18 protein-coding genes are annotated in these 21,076 nt (G+C 64.2%); 5 read left to right on the top strand and 13 right to left on the bottom strand.

What is annotated here, in order from left to right; genetic code table 11:
* The 4 genes from KDH09_01865 to KDH09_01850 form a co-directional block, all read right to left on the bottom strand.
* Positions 1-469: homoserine dehydrogenase (locus KDH09_01865; GenBank protein ID MCB0218415.1), on the bottom strand; the 469-nt coding region annotated here is incomplete at its 3' end.
* Between the two features lie 7 nt (positions 470-476).
* Positions 477-1,664 (bottom strand): aminotransferase class I/II-fold pyridoxal phosphate-dependent enzyme, encoded by a 1,188-nt coding sequence (locus tag KDH09_01860; protein ID MCB0218414.1) that lies wholly within the window; start codon positions 1,662-1,664, stop codon positions 477-479.
* A 186-nt stretch (positions 1,665-1,850) separates the two neighbouring features.
* On the bottom strand, positions 1,851-4,373 hold the full coding sequence (gene recG, locus KDH09_01855) for an ATP-dependent DNA helicase RecG (protein ID MCB0218413.1): 2,523 nt from the start codon (positions 4,371-4,373) through the stop codon (positions 1,851-1,853).
* Positions 4,370-5,191: a hypothetical protein gene (locus KDH09_01850; GenBank protein MCB0218412.1), complete on the bottom strand. Its 822-nt coding sequence runs from the start codon at positions 5,189-5,191 to the stop codon at positions 4,370-4,372. The genes recG and KDH09_01850 overlap by 4 nt, the downstream gene beginning before the upstream one ends.
* 187 nt (positions 5,192-5,378) lie before the next feature.
* Between KDH09_01850 and KDH09_01845 the strand changes: the two genes are divergently transcribed.
* Positions 5,379-7,064 (top strand): TolC family protein, encoded by a 1,686-nt coding sequence (locus KDH09_01845; protein ID MCB0218411.1) that lies wholly within the window; start codon positions 5,379-5,381, stop codon positions 7,062-7,064.
* Here KDH09_01845 and KDH09_01840 read toward each other — a convergent pair.
* The 5 genes from KDH09_01840 to cysE form a co-directional block, all read right to left on the bottom strand.
* The gene (locus KDH09_01840) at positions 7,012-9,615 is read right to left on the bottom strand and encodes a 1-acyl-sn-glycerol-3-phosphate acyltransferase (protein MCB0218410.1); all 2,604 of its coding nucleotides are present in this window, start codon (positions 9,613-9,615) and stop codon (positions 7,012-7,014) included. The genes KDH09_01845 and KDH09_01840 overlap by 53 nt on opposite strands.
* Positions 9,616-9,745: 130 nt before the next feature.
* Positions 9,746-10,048 carry a hypothetical protein gene (locus KDH09_01835; GenBank protein MCB0218409.1) on the bottom strand — a complete coding sequence of 101 codons (303 nt, stop codon included), beginning with the start codon at positions 10,046-10,048 and terminating at the stop codon, positions 9,746-9,748.
* Positions 10,049-10,686: 638 nt separating this feature from the next.
* Complete coding sequence (locus KDH09_01830; protein ID MCB0218408.1) at positions 10,687-12,450, bottom strand: Hsp70 family protein; 1,764 nt, start codon at positions 12,448-12,450, stop codon at positions 10,687-10,689.
* A 37-nt stretch (positions 12,451-12,487) separates the two neighbouring features.
* Complete coding sequence (locus KDH09_01825) at positions 12,488-13,666, bottom strand: cysteine desulfurase (protein MCB0218407.1); 1,179 nt, start codon at positions 13,664-13,666, stop codon at positions 12,488-12,490.
* A 3-nt stretch (positions 13,667-13,669) separates the two neighbouring features.
* Positions 13,670-14,371: a serine O-acetyltransferase gene (gene cysE, locus KDH09_01820; GenBank protein MCB0218406.1), complete on the bottom strand. Its 702-nt coding sequence runs from the start codon at positions 14,369-14,371 to the stop codon at positions 13,670-13,672.
* Positions 14,372-14,524: 153 nt separating this feature from the next.
* On the opposite strand from cysE, the gene KDH09_01815 reads away from it, so the two are divergent.
* Entirely contained in the window at positions 14,525-15,727 is a 1,203-nt protein-coding gene (locus tag KDH09_01815) for a tetratricopeptide repeat protein (protein ID MCB0218405.1), read from the top strand.
* Positions 15,728-16,876 carry a deoxyguanosinetriphosphate triphosphohydrolase gene (locus tag KDH09_01810; GenBank protein MCB0218404.1) on the top strand — a complete coding sequence of 383 codons (1,149 nt, stop codon included), beginning with the start codon at positions 15,728-15,730 and terminating at the stop codon, positions 16,874-16,876. It abuts the gene before it with no gap.
* Positions 16,877-16,988: 112 nt separating this feature from the next.
* Here KDH09_01810 and KDH09_01805 read toward each other — a convergent pair whose 3' ends face one another.
* Together KDH09_01805 and KDH09_01800 are read right to left on the bottom strand one after the other, a co-directional pair.
* On the bottom strand, positions 16,989-17,738 hold the full coding sequence (locus tag KDH09_01805; GenBank protein MCB0218403.1) for a hypothetical protein: 750 nt from the start codon (positions 17,736-17,738) through the stop codon (positions 16,989-16,991).
* 116 nt (positions 17,739-17,854) lie between these two features.
* Complete coding sequence (locus KDH09_01800) at positions 17,855-18,307, bottom strand: hypothetical protein (GenBank protein MCB0218402.1); 453 nt, start codon at positions 18,305-18,307, stop codon at positions 17,855-17,857.
* Between the two features lie 205 nt (positions 18,308-18,512).
* Between KDH09_01800 and KDH09_01795 the strand changes: the two genes are divergently transcribed.
* Together KDH09_01795 and amrB are read left to right on the top strand one after the other, a co-directional pair.
* Entirely contained in the window at positions 18,513-18,842 is a 330-nt protein-coding gene (locus KDH09_01795) for a hypothetical protein (protein MCB0218401.1), read from the top strand.
* 47 nt (positions 18,843-18,889) lie between these two features.
* Entirely contained in the window at positions 18,890-19,702 is an 813-nt protein-coding gene (gene amrB / locus KDH09_01790) for an AmmeMemoRadiSam system protein B (protein MCB0218400.1), read from the top strand.
* A 68-nt stretch (positions 19,703-19,770) separates the two neighbouring features.
* Here the strand turns inward: amrB and KDH09_01785 are convergent, their stop codons facing one another.
* A complete protein-coding gene (locus tag KDH09_01785) occupies positions 19,771-20,595 on the bottom strand; it encodes a CDP-alcohol phosphatidyltransferase family protein (GenBank protein MCB0218399.1) in 825 nt (274 codons plus the stop codon).
* 223 nt (positions 20,596-20,818) lie between these two features.
* Positions 20,819-21,076: hypothetical protein (locus tag KDH09_01780; protein ID MCB0218398.1), on the bottom strand; the 258-nt coding region annotated here is incomplete at its 5' end.

Genomic DNA, 21,076 nt, shown 5'->3' with positions numbered 1-21,076 from the left:
TGATCTCGTCGCCGCCGATGCCGGCGCGAATGGCGTTGAGAATCGGGATGCCGCCGGCAACCGCGGCCTCGAAGCCGACCGAGACCCCTTTGGCCTCCGCCTTTTCGAAGATTTCGTCGCCCTGCACGGCCAGCAGGTGCTTGTTGGCGGTAATCACCGGCTTGCCGGCTTCAATGGCGGCAAGGATGGCCTCGCGCGCGGCGTCCAGACCGCCGATCAGCTCGATGACGATGTCCACGCTCTCATCGCACGCGAGCTCGGCCGGGCTCGCCGCAACCTTCACGCCCGCCGGAACGTGGGCCGGCAGCGCCTCGCCGCGCTGGGAGACGCCGCGGTCGCACACGCAGGTGACCCTGAGCCTGGCGCCCGCGCGCCTCTCCAGCAGGTCCGCGCGCGTGGCAAGAATCTCCGCCACGCTCGCTCCCACGGTCCCCAGACCGATGATTCCGATTCCGATTTCCTTGCCCATGTCCGGTTCAGGCTCCTGCACTCAGGGCGCGCTTGATGCCGCGAATCGCCTGATTGATTCGATGATGATTTTCGATGAGCGAGAAGCGCACGAAGCCCTCGCCGTATTCGCCAAAGCCCACGCCCGGAGAAACCGCGACCTTGGCCTCGCGCAGCAGCAGCTTGGAAAACTCCATGGAACCCATTTCCTTGAAGGGTTTGGGGATGGGCGCCCACAGGAACATGGTCGCCTTGGGGCGCTCGACCGGCCAGCCGATGCGACCGAGCGCGTCGCAGAGCCAGTCGCGGCGCTCGCGATACATCTCGCAGATTTCCTCCGCGTCCTCGGCGTGGGAATTGAGCGCGTGGATCACCGAGATCTGGATCGGCTGGAAGATGCCGTAGTCCATGTACCCCTTGATGCGCGCCAGGGCCTCAATCACCTTTGCGTTGCCCACCACAAAACCCACGCGCCAGCCGGGCATGTTGTAGCTCTTGGAGACGCTGAAGACCTCGACCGCCCGTTCCTTGGCGCCCTTCACCTGCAGGATCGAGGGCGCCTTGTAGCCGTCGAAGCAAAGGTCCGCGTAGGCCAGGTCGTGGATGACCAGCATGTCGTGCTCTTTGGCGAAGTCGATGACTTTTTCAAAGAACGCCAGGTCCACCACCTGCGTGGTGGGGTTGCTGGGGAAGCACAGCATCATCGCGCGCGGCTTGGGCCACACGCCCTCGGCCGCCTTCGTGAGATTCTCGAAAAAATCCTGACCCGGCCCGATGGGCACGGCGACCACGTCGCCGCCTGCAATCACCACCGAGTAGTTGTGGATCGGATAGGTCGGGTTGGGCACGAGCACACTGTCGCCGGGCGCGAGGATGGCGAGCATCAGGTGGCTGATACCTTCCTTGGCGCCAAGGGTGGCAATGGCCTCGCTGTCGGGGTCGAGCTCGATCCCGTAGCGGCGCTTGTACCAGTCCGTGATCGCCAGCCGCAACTTGTAGATGCCCTTGGAGACCGAGTAGCGATGGTTGCGCGGGTTGTCGATCGCGCGATGCAGGTGCTCGATCAGCGAGTCGGGCGGCGGCTGGTCGGGATTTCCCATGCCCAGGTCGATGATGTCCTCGCCGGCGTGCCGGGCGGCGTTCTTGAGCGCAACCACTTCGGAAAGCACGTAAGGAGGCAGCCGGGACACTCTGTAAAATTCATCGTTGCGTGACATGGGTCTCACCATTGCCGGTCGCGCTCTTTGTCGCCGACCGGACCGTTAAAGGGCGCTGATGGTAATACGATTCGGTCCCATGCGAAAGGGGGTGGAGCGCCGCAACCAGCTTTTCCCCCTCGCCCAAGCGCGGCCTCGCCGCGCTTGTCCCTCTCCCGCCGGGAGAGGGAAGCAGGGAAGGGATTCTTAACCCACGCGGGCGAAACGACCGCGCCGCTTCCAGTGGTGGGTGAGCGCCCAGGACAGGGCGCGGTGCTCGGGGCGCTGGAGCTGCGGGTCGTCGGCGAAAATTTCCTCGGCCGCCTGCCGCGCCCGCGCGATGATGGCGCGGTCGCGCACCAGATCGAGGGTGCGGAACTCGGGCAGGCCACTCTGGCGCGTACCCATAAACTCTCCGGGGCCGCGAAGGCGCAGGTCTTCCTCGGCGATCACGAATCCATCGCTCACCTGCTCCATCACCTTGAGCCGGGCGTTGGCATCGGCATGAACTCCGGCGCCGCCCACCAGGTAGCAGTAGGATCGCCCCCCGCCGCGCCCTACCCGGCCACGAAGCTGGTGGAGCTGGCTGAGCCCGAAGCGCTCGGCATGCTCGATCACCATGACCGAGGCGTTGGGCACGTCGATGCCCACCTCGATCACCGTGGTGGAGACGAGCACGTGGACCTCCCCGTCTCGGAAGCGGCGGAGGACGTCATCCTTTTCCGCGCTCTTCATCTGCCCGTGGACGATGCCCACGCGGTAATTTTTGAACACCTCGTTCTGGAGTTCCTCGGCCGCGGCGATGGCGTCGCGCAGGTCCATTTTCTCCGACTCGGCCACCAGCGGATAGACCACGTAGGCCTGCCGCCCCTCGGCGAGCTCGCGCTCAACGAGCCGCCAGACCTCGGCGCGCCCCTTGGCCGGATAGACCCGCGTGTGGACCGGCGTTCTTCCCGGCGGCATTTCGTCGAGCAGCGAGACTGCGAGGTCGCCATAGATCGTCATGGTCAGCGTTCGCGGAATGGGCGTCGCCGTCATCACGAGGAAGTGGACGTGCTCGCCCTTGTCGCGAAGATCGGCACGCTGGGCGACGCCGAAGCGGTGCTGCTCATCGATGATGGCCAGGGCCAGGTTCTTGAACTTCACCTGGTCCTGGATGATCGCGTGGGTTCCCACGACCAGATCCGCCGCGCCCACGCTGATGTCATGGAGCACGCGGGCGGGCTTGACCGCGGTGGTCGAGACTTTCTGGGAGCTCGTCAGCAGCGCAACACGCACACCGAGTCCCTCCAGCAGGGCTTTGAGGCTGCGGTAGTGCTGCTCTGCGAGGATTTCCGTGGGCGCCATCAGCGCCACCTGCGCGCCGCCGGCAATGGCGATGCTGGCGGCTGCGGCGGCGACGACGGTCTTGCCACTGCCCACGTCGCCCTGAAGGAGGCGGTTCATCACCCGCGGCTTTGAGAGATCGCCGGCGATCTCCGCGATCACCCGTTGCTGCGCGCCGGTTGGCTTGAAGGGCAGCGCAGCCATGAGCTTTTGCAGCAGCTCGGGCTCGGGATCAAAGGCTGGGGCTTGCTCTGCCGCCTGCTCCATCTTGCTGCGCACCAGGCCCATCTGCAGATAGAAGGCCTCCTGCAGGCGAAGACGCTGGTGGTAGAGCGTGGCCTGCGCCTTGAGGCGCTGCAGGTCGTTGCCCGCGTCGGGGCGGTGCAGCTCTCGCAGCGAGTCGGCCAGCGTGGGAAGGGGCTCGCCCATGAGCGAGTTTGGCACGGCGTCGAGCATGTAGGGAGCGAACTTGTCGAGGGCGTTGCCGACAATCGTACGGATCCGCCTGTTGTGGAGCCCCTCGGTGAGCGGATAGACGGGCACGATGGCCTCGCGGCCGCCGTCTTCTTCATCGTCGAGGGCGCTCTCGAGCTCGGGATGGGTCATCTCCAGCTTGCCGCGAAAGCTCTTCACCTCACCGGTGGCAAAGACTTCCTCGCCGCGTTCCAGGCGATCGCGGAGCTGCTTTTCATTGAAACGGAACCACTTGAGCGAGATCGTCCCGGTCTCGTCCCCGAGCAGTGCCTCGTAGACGCGCCGCCCCGCACGGCCGGCGCCAAGAATCTTGCCGCGCACCACCGCGCTCTCGCCGCCCTTGAGCTCGGCGATCTTGCGCACGTCGCGCCGGTCCTCGTAGCGATGCGGCAGGTGCCAGAGCAGGTCCCCGACTTTTTCGATGCCCAGCTTTCCCAGCACCTGCGCGAGCCGCGGGCCCACGCCCTTCACATAGGTGACATCGGTATCGAGCTCGCTGAGCGCGCGGGCCAGGTCCCCCTCGGGAGCGCGGGCGGCCTTGCGCGCAAGCTCCGCCTCGCGCGGGGCGGGTTCGGGCGGAACCTTGCCGCTGCCATCGGGCGTGGCGGATTCCTTGCTCTTTGAGTCGTTTTTGCTCTGCGCACTCTCGGGCCAGAGGTTCTGCTGGCGCGCCTCGGTGATGAGCTTTAACGCGCGCGCCACCCGGTCGCGCCGCACCGGAAGTGGCAGCGTGTCGAAGTCGCCAAAGAGCGCGGCCATGCGCTCTCGAAACTGCTCGGCGCCGCCGCCGGTCTCTTCGGGAGCGTTCTGCAGAATGTTCAGAATCGCCTTGCCCAGATCGCGCACGCGCGGGAGCGCGCGGAAGTCGTTCTGCGAGGCCGATTCGAGCGGGCGCGCCAGACGGCCCAGCCAGTCGCTGCCGCCGCTCATGCGCGCCCCCCGCCCTGCCCGAGCGAATCGACCACCTCGCGCCCAATGTCGGGCCGGTCGGTGATGAGCGCCCCGACCCCCATGCGCGCCAGGCGGCGCATGTCATCGGGCTCGTTGACGGTCCACACCGCCACCTCGCGGCCGGCGCGGCGCGCGGCGGCCATGAGTTCGTCGCTGACGAGTTCTTTTGCCGGATGGAGCGCGTGGGCCGCAAGCAGCCGGTCGCCGATGCGCCGGTAGCGCGGCACGCCCCAGCGCTGTTCGAACAGGTAACCGCGCGCGAAGTCACGCGCCAGCGCGCGCAGTTGCAGGTTCACCTGCATGGAAAAGGAACTGATGATGACCGGCCGCTCTCCGAACGCGCTCTCGCCGCGAAGGACTTCCAGCGTGCGCCGCACCAGCGGGAGCGAAGAATTCCCGGGATAGCTGCCACGCTCGAACTTGATCTCGACGTTGAGAAAACCATCCACCGGCAGCGCTTCGAGCACTTCCTCGAAACGCGGAATCGTCTGATCGGTCAAGTCGCCCTGGTGGTTTCGTACCCGAATGGTTCGGATCTCTTCCCAGCTCTTGTGGGAGGCCCGACCCTGACCATCGGTCAGCGTTTCGAGCTCGGCATCGTGGAAGACGACCACTTTTCCATCGCGCGTGCAACGAACGTCCAGCTCCACACCCTCTGCACCGTCGGAAAAGCAGCGGGAGAAGGCCTCCAGCGTGTTCTCGGGATAAAGGTGCCGCCCGCCGCGATGGGCGAGCACCAGCGGACGGCCGCTTTCGCGGGCGCGCTGAAGAAGGTTCACGGTGGAGATCACACTCATTGCGCCGGGGACTCTAGCCCGCTTCGCCAAACACTGGCCAGTGCCGGGCAGCCTCCTTGCCCGGGGGCCCGTGGCTTGTTACCGTGTGGCCGCGTTGAGGCCCCTGCGGACGCAACAGAGGCGACCGGCCCCTCACACCAGCAATCGGCGCTACGGCGCCTCTTGCCCAGGAAGGACAACCCATCCCTTGAAACGACTTCCGGCAGTTCTGCTCTGGTTTGCGTTGCTTGTCATCGCCGCTCCCGTCGCGGCGCAGGAAAGCGCGGCCGATCCCGCTTCGAACGAGCCCGCGAGTGAAGTGGCAGCCGAGGCGGCGACCGAGGCTCCGGTCAGCAAGCAAAGCGTGTTCTCGGACGCCGGCTCGCGCCTGCCGCTCAACCTGGCGCGCGCAATCGAGCTGGCCCTCGACAACAATGAAGAGATTATGATCAGCCGGATCGACTTCGATCGCTCCGTCGCCGACGTGACCCAGAGCCTGGGGCGCTTCGATCCCATCTTCAGCGTGACCACCGCCTACCAGGACTCGACGACGCCCCAGCCCAACCTGTTCAATCCGACCAACCCGATCGTCGATGAAAAGACCTTTGATCTGAACTTCGCCCTCTCGGGCGCGCTCTCGACCGGCACGAAGTATTCGCTCAACGTCACCAACCAGCGCTCCGAGAGTACCAGCGGCTTCGTGCTGCTCTCGCCCCAGTACGAGACTACGGTCAACGCCAAGCTGACCCAGCCCCTGCTGCAGGGCTTTGGCCTCGGCGTGAACATGGGCAACGTGGTGATCGCGCGCACCCAGCGCAAGATCTCCGCCCAGCAGTTCAACATCGAGATTTCCGAGCGAATTCTGGAAGTGATTCAGGCCTATTGGGAACTGGCCTACGCCCTGGAAAACCTGAACAACCAGCGCGACTCGCTCAAGGTGGCAACTGACCTGGTGCGCATCGCGGAGAACCGCGTGCGCGTCAAGCTCGACCCGCCCATCGCCCTGACCCAGGCGCGTGAGGGCGCGGCCCGCCGCGAAGAGAACGTCGTCATTGCCGAAAACCAGGTCGGCCTTGCCGAGGACAACCTCAAGCGCATCCTGGGCCTGACCAAGAACAATGAACAGCTCAATGCGAAGATCGAGCTGGTCGATGAAGGTGAAACCGAGACGGTCCTGCCCAGCGCCGACGAGGCGATTCAGCTCGCCCGCCGCCGCCGCCCGGACTACGAGATCGCGCGCCTGACCTATGAGAATCTGGACATCAGCTCGCGGCTGGCGCGCAATGCCAAGCTCCCCCAGCTCGACCTGAGCGTGGAGGGCGGCCTGGTGGGCCTTGCCGGCGATGTGGCGCCCAAGTCGACCTCGATCAACGCCATTCCGCTCAACACCCAGTTCGGCGGCGAATTCGGTCGGACCTATGAACAGATCTTCGATGCCGACACCCCCTACTGGAAGGTCAGTGCCACCTTCTCCATCGCGCTCGGCTCGCGCGAGACGCAGGCCAAGCTGCGCAAGGCCATACTCGACCAGCAGCTCGCGCTGGAGAATTTCAAGATTCACGACACGGAGATTCTCATGCAGGTGCGCCGCGCGATGCGCGACGTGCTGACCAATGCCAAGCGCATTCGCACGACCGAAGTCGGGCAGGAGCTGGCCGAGGAAAACCTGGCGGCCGAGCGCCGCCGCTATGAGGTGGGGCTCTCGACGAGCTTCGATGTGCTGGAGCAGGAAGAGAAAGCCAACACCGCACGCAGCGCCTACCAGCGCGCCATTGCCGATTACAACAACTCCATCGCGACCTACCGCTTCTCGGTGGGCACGCTGCTGGAGACCTACGACATCATCCTTGCAGACGAACCCGAGCCGGTTCCGCCTCCGTTTTTTGCTCGCTGATTTCGGGGGCGCGAAGCGGGCTGCGCTGAAGGATCGCGCCCAGGCGGGCAAAGACCTCGTCCACCGCGTCGGCATTCTTTACCGCATATTCCACTGACTTGCGTCCATCGTCATCACCCCGCTGTTCGCGCCGGTCGAGCATGGCGGTGTCCACCATCATGTCAAAGGCCTGATCGCGCAGCGAGACGGTCAGCAGATCGTCGCGGGAAATGCGCCCTGCTTCGTGGAGTTTCTGCTGCTCGAGTTCCAGCAGCTCAAGAAGCGCCACCTTGTCGATGGGCTCGCCCGCCAGCGTCGAGAATGCGCTGGCCACGCAGAGATAGCCATCGAGAATCGCCCGTGTGAGGCCCGAGAGCAGCAGCAGCGCGGTTTCATCGGCTACTTCCAGAGCTTCCGTGCTTCCGCGCACCACACCCATCTCCAGCAATTTCTGCACGGCCTGATCGAGGTCCGTGAACCGGGTAACAACTTCCTTCTGGAGGACGTTCATCAGGAAGTCGAAGTCGCGGCGCAAATCGTCGGCAGCAACGTGTTGCCCCTCGCGCCCGTGCATCAGGTGCGCCACCAGCGAGAGGTCGACGAGCGGGTTCACCAGCGAATTGCGGTAGTAATCGAGAATCAGATACTGCTCGGGCACAACGGAGTAGACGTCCTCGCCGTCCTGCGCCTGCAGGGACAGCACCTCGGCCGTGATGAGGCGGCCGGCCGCTGCGGCAATGGCCTCGCCGACCTGGGCGTCGGAATCGGCGGGACTCACGCCCACGCCCATGTTGATGGCGCGCGAGGCGAGCACTTCACGGAAGAACAGCGCGCGGCGCACGGCCTCGGAATGGCCCAGGGTGGCGTGCGCTTCGGTCAAAATCCCCGCCGTGAGCAGCGCGGTGGCCGTCACGGTGCGGGCGTCCTGAATGCGGTGGAGGATCTCGACGCCCAGGTTGCGGGTCACTTCCCGGCGCCCGTTGGCGGCCGAGACGTTGAGCCCACTCTCGCGGCAGAAATCCTCCATGTCGATTTCCTGGCCGAAACGCAGATACATGTGGCCGCGCGGTTCATTGAGCGCGCGCGGCAGGGAAAGCAGAGAGGTCGCGCTCTCCTTCTTCTTGGCCGCGCCCTGCTGCTCGCGCCGGTAGGTGTTCTCTTCAAAGATGCGCTCGTAGTCCATGCCGACGGGAATGAAGGTCAGCCCGGGGGCGTGCCCCTCGAAGTAGCTGGCCACCATGCGCGAGAGCATCCCGAACTGGGGCTGTCGCAACTTGCCCGCGCGCGATCGGGTTCCCTCGATGAAGAACTCGATGGCGAATCCCTCACTGAGTAGATACGTCAGGTAGGTATCGAAGACCTGCGTGTAGAGCCGGTCGCCGCGGAAGCTGCGCCGGATAAAGAAGGCGCTGCTCTTTCGGAAGATGTGGCCCATGGGCCAGAAGGTCAGGTTGTCGCCGGCCGCGATCTGGGGGAGCTGCAAATGCTCCTGATTGAACAGGCACGAGATCAGCAGGTAGTCCACGTGGCTCGAATGGTTGGGCAGCAGGATGACCGGCCCCCGCTTGAGCGCGGCTTTTACCCGCTCCAGCCCCTCGTAGTCGATCTGCACGCTCTCGTAGGTCTTGTCGAGGCCCCAGAACAGCACGTGCTTGAGCGCGAGCGCGTAGGCCAGCACCGGGTCGGAGGCCATCTTTTCGATGATCTTGTCGGCGCGCTTGAGAATTTCTTCCTTGGTCGTCCCCTCGCGCTCAGCCTGCGCGAGCATGAAGTCATAGAGCTGGGGGGCGCGCAGCAGTTCGCTCTTGAGATCCAGGCGACTGCGAAGGCGCGGCCCGGCGAAGACCTTGCGCTCGGCCTCGAATTCCTCCAGCAGGGCGAGCTTGAGCTTGCGCACCAGGTCGCCTTCGGAGAGGCCCGGGTTGGCCTGCAGAAACTCCTGCACGCAGACGGGGTCGCCGCATTCGAGCTTGGAGCTGCGCGAGGCCTTGAGCACCTGCCACATCTTGCGCAGCACGCTCGGTTCATCGGCGCTGCCGAAGAGCCGCGTGCCGACGTGCGGTTTGGTCGGCGTGGGCGTCATATCGAGAATCATGAACTGCGGAAGCAGGTAGAGCGGGCGGGAGGTGTAGCGGGCTTCTTCGAGCAGGATGGAGAATGGGTCGTTGCCCTCGAAGAATTCCCAGAGGACGGTCTTGCCACGCTTGAGAAAGATCAGCCCGTTTTCCTGGCGACGAACCACGCGCTGGAGGCGCTCGCGGTATTTCGTTCGTCCCGGCGCCAGACGAAGGACGCGCAGCAGCCCGTCGCGTGCCATCCCCAGCAGGCGGGCCAATGGGCCGAAGCGCCAGAGCCTCAAATTCCCGGCGAAGGGAACCAGCGGCACATCGTGGGTGCGGAACAGATAGTTGGCCGCCAGGGTTTCGAGATAGCTGCGGTCGCGAACGACGTAGAAGACGGTGCCCGATTCACGCAGCTCGCGGGATTTCGAGAGAAAGCGCTGGCTCACCGACACCCGCGAGAGGTACCAGCGGCAGAGCCATTCGACAAAGATGTTGAACCGAGGAAGCATGGAATGGATATACCCCGACCAAAGCGCAGGGAAAACCCGTCACGAAACCATTTCCCGATTCTGGGGATGGATGAGGTGCGAAATGCGCTACGCGCCGGGGGGCGCCCAAAGCGCCGAAACCGGCCGAGGGTTACTCGGCAGCGGCTTCTTCAGCGGGCGCTTCAGCGGCAGGAGCCGGCGCGGAAGCCTCGGCGTCCTTGGCCTTCTGCGCGGCGATCTCGGCCTGCCTGGCCAGCGTCTTGCCGCGGTAGCTGTTGTGCTTGGCCACTGCACGCTGGGCGCGCTTGAGGCGCTTGCGCGCCTCGCGGGCGGCCGGATTGCCTTCGGACTTGTCCTCAACGGCGGCGAGGGACTTCTTGGCAGTCTCCACGCGGCTTTCAAGGTGCTTCAAAATTGCTTCGCGGTCGCTCTTGTTCGACTTCTTCTTCGCCATGAGAATTCTAAAACCTGTCTACGGTATTTATGTGCAGGGCGCGCCTCTGGCTTCAGGGAGCGCCCGGAGGGCCCTTTCCTAGCACGCTGGCGCGGATAAGCGCAAGGAGGGGGGAATCTGGGGTATATTGGCGTCCTGCTGGCCGCTTTGCACAAGTATGTCTGCGCTGGGTGGTAAAAAGAAGGAAAGCCGGGCGAGGCGCAAGCCAACTAGCACTCTGAAGCCAATACCACCACTACGACTCCCATTATTACTAGGCCAACCCCACCTAGAGTGTAGCTGAAAGCATACCAACCCCTGATTGACTCACTAGATAGTTCCAGCCACCGCCGCCCCACACCGCTTCCTGCAACTATCAAAAACAAGCCCAGCCCGACCGGCCCGAGGAGAAGAAATGGGCTGCTGAGAAAGGGCTGAACAACTAGGTTGAAGCCAAGGGTAACAATCGAGACAGCCAGAATTATCCAACCGATCGGTGCATAACAACGAGCCTGAATGACCAAATTCCGTGCGGCCGTTTTCGCGAAACCATTGGAACTCCATAGGAGAACAATGCCAAGCAAAAGCATTACGATACCGATCGTATAGATCACCGCTGGCGGTTTTACACATTCCATGAGAAAGGTTTCTGCGCCCTCTCACCCGCCGCGGAGCTTGGCCATGTGGGCGGCGCCGAGCTGGGTGACCTCGGGCAGGAGCTTGTTTACCTCGGGCAGGTTCTGCTCGACGATGGCGCTGCGAAGCGCCCGGAGCTTGCCGTCGATGTCGGCGCGCTCGGCACCGGAAATGCCGCCGCCGAGCTGGGCGAAGAGGCCCTCGACCGCGGCCAGTTCTTTTTTCGCCTTGTCGAATGCGGCGGTATCGACCTCGGCCTTGCGGATCTCTTCCTCGATGCCGATGGCTTCGTCTTCCTGGGGACGAATGAGCACCTTGCCGCGCTTGCCGGCCTGTTTGTCCTCGGCCGTGACGTTGAGGATGCCGTCTTTGTCGAGTTCGAAGGTCACCTCGATCTTGGGTTTTCCCTTGGGCTGCTCGTCGGCGAGGATCAGGTTGAACGCGCCGAGCAGGATATTCTCCTTGGCCTCTTCACTCTCGCCCTGGCGGACGTGGATCTTGATCTTGCGCTGCTTGTCCTTGGAGGTGGTGTAGGGCTTGGTCACCTTCACCGGCAGCGGGGTGTTCTTCTGCACGAGCACGCCGAAGCGACCGCCCGAGAGCGTGAGTCCGAGCGGCAGCGGTACCACGTCGATGAGTTCCTGCTTGGCGTCCTCGGCAATCCACTGCCCCACCGTCGCGGCGCCCACGGCCACCGCCTCATCGGGATTGATTCCCTTCGAGGGGGGCTTGCCGGTGAGGGTCTGCACCTCCGCCGCGATCTTCGGCATGCGCGTCATGCCGCCCACGAGCAGCACTTCGTTGATGTCCATGAACTTGAGCTTGGCGTCGCCGAGCGTGTTCTTCATCGCAGTGATGCAACGGGCGATGAGCGGATGGGCAAGCTGCTCGAAGAAGGCGCGGTTGACAGTGGTCTCAAGGTGCGCGGGCTGGCCGTTGACCACCGCGATGAACGGCAGATTGATGGGGCTCTGCACCGTGGTGGAGAGCTCGCACTTGGCCTTCTCGGCCGCTTCCTGCAGACGCGAGAGGCTCTCGGGAACCTGGCGGGGATCCACGCCCGGATGTTGCTTGATGAACTGGTCCACCAGGAAATCGACGAGCAGCGTATCGAAGTCGGCGCCGCCGAGCTTGGCATCACCGCCGGTGGCAAGAACCTTGAAGGACTTGTCCTTGACGTGAATGACCGTCACGTCGAAGGTGCCACCGCCAAGGTCGAAGACCAGGACCTTCTTGCCCTCGCCGCGGCCCATGCCGTAGGCGACCGCCGCGGCGGTGGGCTCGCTGATGATCTTGCGAACCTTGAGCCCGGCGATCAGGCCGGCGTCGCGGGTGGCCTGGCGCTGGCGCTCATTAAAATGGGCGGGCACCGTGATGACGGCTTCCTTGATGGGAACGCCGAGCACCTTTTCGGCGCGCTCTTTGACATGATCGAGGACCACGGCCGAGAGCTCGGGAATCGAGTATTCCTTCTCACCGATCTTCACGCCGACGTTCCCCTTGTGGGGGGCGAGCGTGAAGGGATAGATCGGCTGGAGCCTGGCGATCTCGTCGGCGCCACGTCCGAGCAGGCGCTTGGCCTCCGTCACGGTGCGCGTGGGTTTGGCCACCCTCTGGCGCAGGGCCGCCGAGCCCACGAGCCACTCGCCGCTATCGGTGAGGGCGACGGCGCTGGGAATCGTGTTCGTCCCGTCGACCGAAGAGATCACACGGGGCTTGCCCGCTTCCCATACGGCCACGCAGGTGTTGGTGGTCCCCAGATCAATGCCTAGTACAACAGATGCCATAATTGGAAGAGACTTTAGGCTGTGGAGGTCCGAAAGTTCAACCGCTTGCGCGGTTAAGTCGCTGCTGCCGGGCGCGACCTGCGCCGCGCAGCCGCTCGACGATTGCAGGCAGAATCCTGCCGAGCCGGGTGACATCTTCGGCGCTGGTATTCCATCCGACGGAGAAACGCACAGCCGAGGCCGCTTCCTCGCGCGCGTAGCCCATGCCCTGCAGCGGCTTCGAGGGCTCGAGCGCCCCCGAACTGCAGGCGGCTCCCATGCTCACGGAAATGCCCTCAAGGTCCAGCGCCTGGAGCAGCGCCTCCCCGGAAATTCCGCCCACCATCACTGAGCAGGTACTCGCGTAACCGGGCGCGCCCTCGGCGAGGATCTGCGCGCCTTCGATGGCCGCCAGAATCGCACGCACCGCGTGGCCGGTTTCGCGCAGATGCCCGCGCAGGCTTTCGCCGTTTTCGGTCCAGTAACGCGCGGCCACGCCGAAACCGACAATCCCCGGCAGGTTCTCGGTCCCGCCGCGAAGCCCGCGCTCGTGGTTGCCGGCGCCCAGCACGTCCTTGATCGCCACGCATTTGCCCAGAATCACCGCGCCCGCGCCCTGGGGGCCGCCGATCTTGTGGGCCGAGAGGCTCAGCGCGTCGGCGCCGAGCCGGGCCAGCGGCGTTTCGCTTTTCCCAAGACAATGGACCGCATCGCTGTGCAATGGCGCATTGGCGGCGCGGCAGCGTGCTGCGATTTCTTCAATGGGAAAAATCGTTCCCGTCTCGTTGTTGGCGCTCATGATGGAGACAAGGCCGGGCTTGCTCTGGAGCGCCCGGTCGAGTGCAGCCAGATCGAGTTCCCCCTCACGCGAGACGCCCACGTGCAGCACTGCCCTGCCCGCGTCGGCGGCGCGCTCTGCCAGGCGGCTGACCGAGGAGTGTTCCACCGTGCTGAGTACCAGAGGCGCGCCGGGATCGGCCGCTGCGAGCATCCCGCCCACTGCCAGGGCATTGGACTCGGTGCCACCGGACGTGAAGACGACGTCCCCCGGCTCGCAGCCCACCAGTGCGGCGACGCTCTCGCGCGCTTCGTCGATCCGGCGGCGCGCCCGGCGGCCTTCGAAGTGGGCGCTGGAGGGATTGCCCCAGCCCTCCTCGAGCACCGCGCGCACGGCGTCGGTCACGCCGGGTACTACCGGCGAGCTGGCTGCGTGGTCGAAGTAGGAACGCTCGTCCATAGATCAGGAACCCGAGGCGCGCTTCTTCGCGTCATCGCCGGATGTCTCCGGCGCGGAACCGGCGGCCTTTTCGATCTGTTCGAGGCGCTTGCGCAGTTCCTGCACTTCCTTCGAGAGCGCATCGAGGGCCTGGCCCTCGGGATCGGGCAGGATGTTGTGTTCGAGATCGACATCATCGCCCTCGCGCAGGTGTTCGCGCATGACGACGCGGCCGGGCACGCCCACAACCGTGGCATTGGCCGGCACGTCGGCGATGACGACCGAGCCGGCCCCCACGCGCGAGTTGTGGCCGATGGTGAGTGGTCCCATGATGCGCGCGCCCGTGCCGATCACCACGTTGTCTTCAATGGTGGGATGGCGCTTGCCGCGGTGGGTGGAGACTCCGCCCAGGGTGACGCCGTGATAGATGGTCACGTTGTCGCCGATCTCGGTGGTCTCGCCGATGACGACGCCCATGCCGTGGTCGATGAAGAAATGCGCGCCGATGGTCGCGCCCGGATGGATCTCGATGCCCGTGAGCAGGCGCGAGATGTGAGCGAGAAAACGAGCCGTGAGCTTGGCCCCGTGGTTCCAGAGCCAGTGGCAGAGGCGATGAAAGAGCAGCGCATGAACCCCCGGATAGGTAAGGAGCACCTCCACCCACGTGCGGGCGGCCGGATCGCGCCGGAGCGCGGTGGTCACATCGTCCTTGATTCGCTGAAACATGCGCCTCGTTCCCTGCATTCAGGTGGGCTGGAGAAAGCCCTCCAGACCGCCGGGGCAGCCAAAACCACTTCGGGCTTGTGGGAAGCCGCCTAACTGCCTAAAAATATATGAGATTTGGGCAACATACGCCAGACAAAGCAGGGTCATCCACGGATGTTTGATTTCAAGACCGCTCGCATCGCCATCTTGTGCGCACTCGCGCTCATCTCCCTCGCCCTCCCGCTCGGCTCGCGCGCCGAGGCGGCCGAGGCGGTAACCGTCGCGATCGTGCGCTTTCACCCTGCCACGGCAGCCTCACCGGCCGACATCGGCACCGCCATGGCCGACTCGCTGGTATTCGAGCTCCACGATGGAAAGCGCATCAGCGTGCCGACCCGCGCCGATACCGAGGAGGCCCTCAAGCGGGCCATGGTGCTCGATCCGGCCAAACCGCTGAGTCCCAAGGACGCCGTGCGCCTTGGCACCGTGATGCTCTCCCAGTGGGTCGTCTTCGGCACCTACCAGAAGGGCGCCGACACCTTCCGCCTCAACGTGATGATTGCCTCCGTCGAGGACGAAAAGCTCTACAAGCTCAAACTCACCGGCAAGGATATGATCGAGGTCCAGGACGCCCTGGGCGAGAAGGTCCGCACGCTGGTGCTGGGCGGGTTCCAGAAGAAGGAGGAGCCCGTCGCCGAGAAGAAGCCCGAGCCCGAACCCGCTGCGCCGGCACCCGAGCCCGATCCGCTCGAGGCCAAGATCGCCGGAATGAGCCAGAAAGAGCGCCAGCGCGCCGCAGTGCAGGAATTCAATCTGGGGGTCCGTCTGGGAGATGATTCCGATGAAGAGCGCAGCCACTACGAAAAGGCCGTGCGCTACGACCCGGATTTCGCGCGCGCCCGGCTCAACCTGGGCCTGATCGCCTACAAGCATGACGAGTGGGATGTGGCCATCGAGCACCTGCGCGCATTCACCCAGCTCTCGCCGAGCGACCCGGACGTGCCGGCGGTCAAACGCTATATCTCCGACGCAGAATCACGGCTGGCCAAGGAGGCCTTCGCCGGAGCCGACGTGAGCTTTACCCCCGCCCCCGCGCAGCGCGGCTGGAGCGCCCGCGAGTGGTACAACGCCGCGCTCGAGAAACAGGACAGCGAGCCCTCCGTCGCCATCGAATACTACCGGCAGGCCGTGGCGGCCGACCCTACGCTGTTCCAGGCCCACTACAACCTGGGCACGCTCTACTACAACCGCGATGAACTGCAGGATGCGGCCAATTCTTTCAGCGAGTATCTGCGCGTCGCGCCCGATACCGATCCCGATCGCTCGACCATCCGCAACTTGCTCAAGCACCTGCCCGCGCCGGCAAAGAAGAACTAGATGCCCTACTACCGAGAGACCGGAGAGCTGGCCCCCTACGCGGTGTCCAGCCCCTCCCCCCGGGGGCGCGCCCACGAAGAGCGCTTCCGCGACGTGCGCCCCGACTTCGAGCGCGACCGCGACCGCATCATCCATTGCGGCGCCTTTCGACGGCTCGAATACAAGACCCAGGTCTTCATCAACATCGAGGGCGACTACTACCGAACGCGCCTGACCCACACGATCGAGGCGGCGCAGATCTCCCGCGGGGTGGCCCGGCGCCTGGGACTCAATGAAGCCCTGGCCGAAGCGCTCGCCCTCTCCCACGACATGGGGCACCCGCCATTCGGTCACGCGGGCGAGGACGTGCTCGACCGGCTTGCCGCAAAAGCGGGCGGTTTCGAGCACAACTACCAGTCGCTGCGCATCGTCGAGGAGCTCGAGGAGCGCTACCCCAACTTCCCCGGCCTCAACCTGACATGGGAGACGCGCGAGGGAATCCTCAAACACTCCCACGACAAGCCCATTGCCGATACCCGGCGCGCCCGCGTGCTCGAGCCCGGCACGGTCCCGACGCTCGAAGCCCAGCTCATCGACCTCGCCGACGAGATCGCCTACCTCAACCACGATGTCGACGACGGCATCGAGTCGGGCCTGGTCAGTGAGGAGCAGCTCATCGCCGAGGTTCCCCTGTGGGCGCAAATGCTCAAGGAAGTGAAGGCCGAACACGGCCAGGTCGCCGGAAAGCAGCGACGCTACAATGCGATCAGCCGCCTGATCGGCTACCTGATGCACGAGCTCGTCTCCCACAGCGAGAAGCTCATCCAGGACTCCGGGGTGCAGAGCCTCGACGACGTCCATGCCCACGGGAAGATCCTCATCGGCTACCCCGAAGAAGTGAACCGGGCACGCGGCCAGCTCAAGGATTTCCTGATGGAGAACCTCTACATGCACCCGCGGGTCGAGCGGATGCGGATCAAGTGTCGAAAGATTCTGGAGGCACTCTTTCCGGTCTACCTGGAACACCCCCGCCTGCTGCCCGAGGCCTATCTCAGCCGCAGCGAATCCCAGGGAATCGAGCGCGCGGTGTGCGACTACGTGGCCGGGATGACCGACCGCTTCGCGATGGAAGAGTACAAACGACTCTTCGAGCCGATGGAGCGGGTCTGACTCGGCGCGATTGCCTCAACTGCTACTGATTCACGAAGAAGGGCGAGGCAGATGCCTCGCCCTTCGAGCAATTTGCACGAGCAAGCGCCCAAGCCTGCCCTCGAAATACCAATTACTGATAGATGCCCGCGAGGATCCCGTTGACGCGGGACTCTTCCCGGCTGGGGACTGCCACGACGTAGTAGTCCTTGACCTCGTCGTAGCGCTGGTCGATGCGGCGGCCGTATTCCTCTGCGTCGCCCCAGCGCGAGAACAGGCCGGCGCGGATGCGAATGCGGGGAATTCCGTCCACCGTCAGCGGGGACTCATAGAAGTCCATGGTGGGCTCGCCCTCTTTGAGGCGGCCCATCAGGTCGTCGGCATTGGAGCGTTCGGAATAGCTGCCGAACTGGACGGCGAAGGCATTGAATCCCTTGCGCAGATTTGCCTGTTCGGAGGCGGAAACCTCGCGGGGCTCGGGAATCTCCAGCGTGCTCCCGGGATTGACCACCGCCACCCAGTTGCCGAACTCGTCCTTGAACAGGTAGCGCACTGCGCCGGGATTGGCGGCAAACAGCACCCACCACCTGGACTGGTCGGCATAGACGTCGTCGCGGGCCGCGACGGACTGCAGGCTCACGCGATCGCGCACGGTGTAGCGCTCCAGACGCTCGATCAGCCCGGCGCCCAGGTCCTCGGGCTCAGCCTTTGCCATCTCGGACTCGGCACTCAGGTCCTCTTCGGGCACTTCAGCCACGGGCGCCGAATCGGGAACGGGGGGCGTTTCGTCACCTCCCACAATAAAGAGGAGGATCACCGTGAGGATGATGAGTGCCACCACGCCACCGGCTACCAGCAGGATCTTTCGCTTCTTCTCGTCCATCGATTCGGCTCCTTCGCCCCCATGCGGCAATCATCCGTGCAGGCCGGCTGCCTGCTCGCATCGGGGTCGACGAAATACTCGGTCTCTAACCTCTATCACCGGGGGGCGGCCCCCGTCTACTCGGCCGCTGCTTCGCTTTGCTCCCCCGCGGGGGCGGATTCGCCCGCTGCAGGGGCCTCCGGCGATTTTTTTTCTCCCTGCTCCAGCAGCTCCACGCGCAGGCGCCGTTCCAGGGTAATCAGGCTGTCGAGCCGCGCGCGGGTCTCTTCTTCAAGGGTCCCCAGTCGCTCGGTGCGCGACTGCTCTCCCTGCGCGCGCTCGCTTGCTGCAGTGCCCATTCGGTCGAGTGTCAGCCATGTTCCGCCGAGCAAAACCAGGCAAATCACGGCAAAGATCGTGAAGCTCGTAAAGAACGCAGCTTGCTGTTTACGGCGTATTTCGGCCAGTTCCCGCGCAAAATCCTCTTTTGCGATGCGCAGATCCGCTTCGGCTTCCTTGCGCAGGCGATCGATGACGGGACCAAGCACGCTGTCGACACCGCTGCGAAGGTTGTCGGAATTTCCGCTCATTCGATCCCCGCTGGAAGTGAGCCAATCGGCTTCGCACTTGCTTCGGACTGACGTGACGATGCGTTGGGTTGCGATCAGGCCGAAGCGTACCCGGTCGGCGAGTGCGCTCGCAAGAGTCACGCCACAATCGAATTTTGTGTTGCAATGAAAAACTACATCTGTATACTATTTTTCAAATTCTACTCTCAAAAGGAGACGTGTGTTCATGGCAGTTCGTAAACGTCGGACGGCGGCTAAGAAAAAAGTCGCCAAGAAGGCAACAAAGAAGAAGGTAGCGAAGAAGAAAGCTACGAAACGTAAGGCAGCCAAGAAGGCTCCGAAGAAGAAGAAGGCAGCCAAGAAGGCTCCGAAGCGCAAGGCTGCCAAGCGAAAGGTCGCCAAGAAGAAGACCGCCAAGAAGGCAACCAAGAAGAAAGCAGCCAAGAAGGCTCCGAAGCGCAAGAAGGCCGCCAAGAAGAAGGCAGCCAAGAAGGCTCCGAAGCGTAAGGCTGCCAAGCGCAAGACTGCGAAGCGGAAGACCGCCAAGAAGAAGTAATTCTTCTGCGTTGACCGCATAGCGGGGGAAACCCCACAATAGCCCGTATGAGTATTCGGGCTCCCGCAGTCGCCGGCAGGTTCTATCCCGCCAACCCAACCGAGCTTCGCAGCGAAATCGCCAGATTCTGCGAGGTAAGGGAGGACAAGGGACGGATCGAGGCGAAGGGAGTACTGGTTCCTCATGCGGGCTATGTGTTTTCGGGGAGCGTGGCCGGACGCGTGTTTGCGCGGATCGTGCCCGCTCCCCTTTATCTTTTGCTCGGCCCCAACCACACGGGGCTGGGCACCCGGGCCTCGGTCTGGACCAGTGGCAGCTGGCGCACCCCGCTTGGGGAAATCGCCGTCGACGAAAAAGCGGCGGCCACGCTGGTAGAGAACTCCAGCATCCTGGAGAGCGACACCGCCGCCCATCTCCAGGAGCACAGCCTCGAAGTGGAACTCCCCTTCCTGCAGGCGAGCAACCCCGGCGCCCGTTTCGTCCCGATCACCCTGGGCGGCCTGTCCCTCGCTGAGTGCCACCAACTGGGGGCCGAGCTCGCCGCCTTCGTGCGCGAGTGGCCCGAACCGGTGGTGATGGTCACCTCCTCAGACATGAACCACTATCTCAGTGACGCGCGCACCCGCGAGCTCGACGCCATGGCCATCGACAAAATGCTCGCCCTCGATCCCGACGGTCTCTACAAGACGGTCCGTTCCAGGGGGATCACCATGTGCGGCTACCTGCCGGCAACGGCAATGATCTCGGCGGTCAAAGCGCTCGGTGCCAGTCACTGCGAGCTCGAAGCCTACGCGACCAGCGGCGATGCCTTCGGCGATCGCGAGCGCGTTGTGGGGTATGCCGGGCTCATTTTCTGGTAGCCGCCCTTCCCCCTGGAAAATAAAAAGGCCCGCAAAAGCGGGCCTTTTTGGTGTCGAGCTCAGAGCGGCTAGCTGGCGGTGCGCTCCAGCGGAGCCACGTCGGCGGCTTCTTCCGCATCGCGTTCCTCAAGGGCGTGGAAGCTGTGCGAGATGCGCTGATAGGTCGTGTAGAGGGTCAGGATCGCGATGACGCCGACCGCGCCGAGCATGAGATAGTGCACGTCCGGGAATCCGTGGTTGACGGCCCAGGACTTCACCAGGGGATCGAAGAGCGAGGTGCTGGCCAGCAGGAACAGCCGTTCGGGGCGCTGCATCAGGCCCAGGTCGCACTTGACGCCCATGGCCTCCGCCTTGCTCTTGGTGTAGCTGACCATGAACGAGCCGACGAGCGCCACCATGGGGATGAAGACGAGCGCGGTGTGCTGGAAGTAGCCCGCAATGCCCATGAGCACCGCGCCCTCACAGGCGCGATCGAGCACGGCGTCGTAGTAGGCGCCCGACTGGGTCTGACGGTTCGTGGCGCGGGCCACGCGGCCATCGAAGTAGTCGCAGCAGGCGCCGAGAATGAGCATGTAGCCCGCCGTGCCGACGTGGCCCATGTAATAGAACACGCCTGCCACCATCGAGAGCAGCAGACCCACGGTCGTGATCAGGTTCGGGGTGACGCGAAGCGCGATGAGGGTGCGCTCGACCGGGCTTGTAAACCACAGCCAGAACTCACGCAGGGTGGAGCCGAGCACCACGGTCGCGCGGTGCTTGTGGTCTTCGATGTAATCTTCTTTTTTGACGATGCCGAGGGCGCGCAGGGCCAGGAACACGAATAGCGAGCCAATGATGAGGCCGTTTAAAACGGCGAGCGGGACGAGCGAAAGAGCGACTTCCTTATTCCACATGCTGGGTCATTCCTTGTGACCGGAAGCTCTGCAGGCGGTTTCGGCTCAAGCCGTCGCTGAGATCCAGGGGCAAAAATTATAAGCGCGGCGGTTCGGGACGCCCCAAACCCACCGCATTTGCCCCCATCTAAGCCGGAGCAGGGCCCCGTGTCAAGGAGTTGTTACAAACGCGGGGTGACTCAACTCACTGAAATTTCTATTGATTTTTGGATCAACGAGGCTCTCAGAAGCCCATTTCCTGCCCCGGATCGCCGCTGCTGCCGCCCCCGTAGCTGCCTCCGGAGTCCGCTCCGCCGCCGTAGCTGCCCGAATCGCCCCCGCCGTAGCTTCCCCCTCCGCCGCTGCTGCTTCCGCCACCGCCATAGTTGCCCCCGGAGGCCCCGTAGCCCCCTCCATCGGTGTAATCGACGAAGGTGGTGTATTCCTTGAGGAAAGTCAGCGGAATGGTCTTGGTCGCGCCCGAGCGGTTCTTGGCCACGAT

The sequence above is a fragment of the Chrysiogenia bacterium genome, from assembly GCA_020434085.1.
Taxonomy (GTDB): Bacteria; JAGRBM01; JAGRBM01; order JAGRBM01; family JAGRBM01; genus JAGRBM01.
This window is presented reverse-complemented; position numbering and strand designations above follow the sequence as displayed.